3 protein-coding genes are annotated in these 2,424 nt (G+C 62.5%); all 3 read left to right on the top strand.

Translation table 11 applies throughout. The annotated features are described in order from the left end of the window. The first annotated feature begins 72 nt into the window (after positions 1-72). Positions 73-1,089, top strand: a complete 1,017-nt coding sequence (locus AC1D1P_RS20985; protein ID WP_477667965.1) for a branched-chain amino acid ABC transporter permease — start codon at positions 73-75, stop codon at positions 1,087-1,089. Then, complete coding sequence (locus AC1D1P_RS20980) at positions 1,086-1,796, top strand: ABC transporter ATP-binding protein (protein ID WP_477674294.1); 711 nt, start codon at positions 1,086-1,088, stop codon at positions 1,794-1,796. The genes AC1D1P_RS20985 and AC1D1P_RS20980 overlap by 4 nt, the downstream gene beginning before the upstream one ends. 63 nt (positions 1,797-1,859) lie before the next feature. After that, positions 1,860-2,424, top strand: a 565-nt coding sequence (locus tag AC1D1P_RS20975; protein ID WP_477674293.1) for an ABC transporter ATP-binding protein, incomplete at its 3' end; no start/stop codon positions are given.

The raw sequence follows: 2,424 nt of genomic DNA, 5'->3' as shown, positions 1-2,424 counted from the left end.
GGCCATCGTGCTGGTGTTGTTCCTCGGCGTGCTGATGTTCCGCCCGCAGGGCTTGATGGGCAAGGCATGATCATGAAGCAACTCATTTTTGCCATCGCAGCGCTGGCGCTTGCCCTGGCTGTTCCCGCTGTCACGGATGCCTCGCACCTGAACATGGCAATCCTTATCCTCATGGCGGCCCAGGTGGGTGTAGCCTGGAACATCGTGGGCGGCTATGCGGGACAGGTGTCCCTCGGCCATGCGGCTTTCTACGGACTGGGCGCCTATGTCTCGACACTGCTGCTGGTCAAGTTCGGTATCAATCCCTGGATAGGCGTGCTAGCCGGCGGTTTGGTGGCAGCCTTGCTCAGCCTGGGTTTTGGCTGGTCCTGCTTCCGGCTCAAGGGCCACTACTTTGCGATGGCCACCATCGCCGTGGCCGAGCTGGTGCAGATCTTCTTCACCGAATGGGATTACGGCGGTGCGGCGGTCGGGCTTTACGTGCCGATGGACAAACAAGGCTGGCTCTGGCTGAACTTCGCCACCAAATTGCCGTACTACTGGTTGGCACTGGGGCTGCTGATCATCACCTTGGGCGCGAACTGGTGGATAGAGCGCAGCTACCTCGGCTACTACTTCAGGGCCATCAAGGATGAACCCGACGCGGCCCGCAGCATTGGCGTGAACATCGCCCGCTACAAGCAGGTCGCGCTGTCGGTCAGCGCTTTCCTCACGGCAGTTGGTGGAAGCCTGTATGCGCAGAAAGAGCTTTACATCGATCCGAATTCGGTGCTCTCGACGGCGCTCTCCATCAAGATGGCGCTGGTGTCCATCCTGGGGGGCGTGGGTACCCTGTTTGGGCCGGTCGTAGGCGCGGTGGTGCTGACCAGCATCGAGGAGTTCACCCGCATCGCTTTCGGCGGCACAGGCCGTGGCACCGATGTCATTATTTATGCGAGCCTCATCATCGTGATCGCAGTCTTTTATCCCACGGGCCTCATTGGCTGGCTGCGCAGCTTCCGGGAGCGCCGCGAGGCACGCGCCGATGCATCGCGGCAGATGGCGGTGCCCACCGCCGCCGTGCAGAACGCCGGCGAGGAGGCCGTATGAAGTTGCTGGAAGTCAAACAGGTCAGCAAGCGTTTCGGCGGGCTGGTCGCCAACCAGGATGTTTCCTTCAGCGTGGACACCGGGCAGGTGGTGGGCCTGATCGGCCCCAACGGAGCCGGAAAGACCACGATGTTTAATTGCGTGGCGGGGTATTTTGCCCCCACGGCCGGTAGCATCATGCTGGGCGGCCGYGACATCGCAGGCCTGCCGCCCGAAACATGCGCCCGCGCCGGTGTGGCGCGGACTTTTCAGATTGCGCGCACCTTCACCAGCATGACGGCCTGCGAGAACGTGATGACCGCGGCCATGCTGCTGCAGCACAACGTTGTGAAGGCACGTCGGGCTGCCATGGACTGGCTGGCTTTTGCCGGGCTTGAACGCTTTGCCGACCGGCCTGCCGCCAGCATGACCATCAGCGAGCAGCGGCGCCTGGCCGTGGCGCGTGCGCTGGCCATACAGCCGCGCATCCTGCTGATGGATGAAGTGATGGCGGGGCTCAATCCGTCGGAAGTTCGCGAAGCGGTGGACGTCGTTCTCAAGATCCGGGACAAGGGCATTGCGTGCCTGATCGTCGAACATGTGCTGGAAGGCATCATGCCGATCGCCGACAAGATCGTCGTGCTGGACCGCGGCGTGAAGATCGCCGAAGGCACGCCGCAGGAGGTGTCGAATGATGCCGCCGTGATCACTGCTTACCTGGGAGACTGAAAGTGACTTTCCCTCACGCTTATTGCATTCCCCGCCACGTGGCGCGGATCGAAGGGCAGCACCATGCTTGAAATCAAAAATCTCAAGGTCTGCTACGACGACGTACTGGCCATCTCCGACGYCAGCCTCCAGGTCGAACCCGGCAAGATCGTGGCGCTGGTGGGCGGCAACGGAAACGGCAAGTCCACCACCTTGCGCGCCGTGGCAGGCCTCAATGCCGCCGCAGCGGGCAGTATTACCTTCAACGGTGAGCCGGTTCACCGCATGCCGGCGCACAAACGCGTTCCGCTGGGCCTGTCGCTGGTGCCGGAAGGCCGGCGCCTGTTTCCCCGGCTGACAGTGCTTCGCAACCTGGAGCTCGGTGCTTTCACACGCATGGACAAGCACGAGGTGGCGCAGGGCATTGAAGAGATGCTGCAGCTGTTCCCAATCCTCAAGGAACGCGCCACGCAACTGGCCGGCACCATGAGCGGTGGCGAGCAGCAGATGCTGGCCATCGCCCGTGGGCTGATGGCACGCCCCAAGCTGCTGATGCTGGATGAGCCGTCGTGGGGCATCGCGCCCAAGTTTGTGACCAAGGTGCTGGAGGTTATCCAGCAGGTCAATGCCACCGGTGTGTCGATATTGC

The organism is Polaromonas sp. P1_E1_2, from assembly GCF_056406035.1.
Note: the sequence above shows the minus strand (reverse complement) of the source record. Positions and strands in the feature narration are given on the sequence as shown.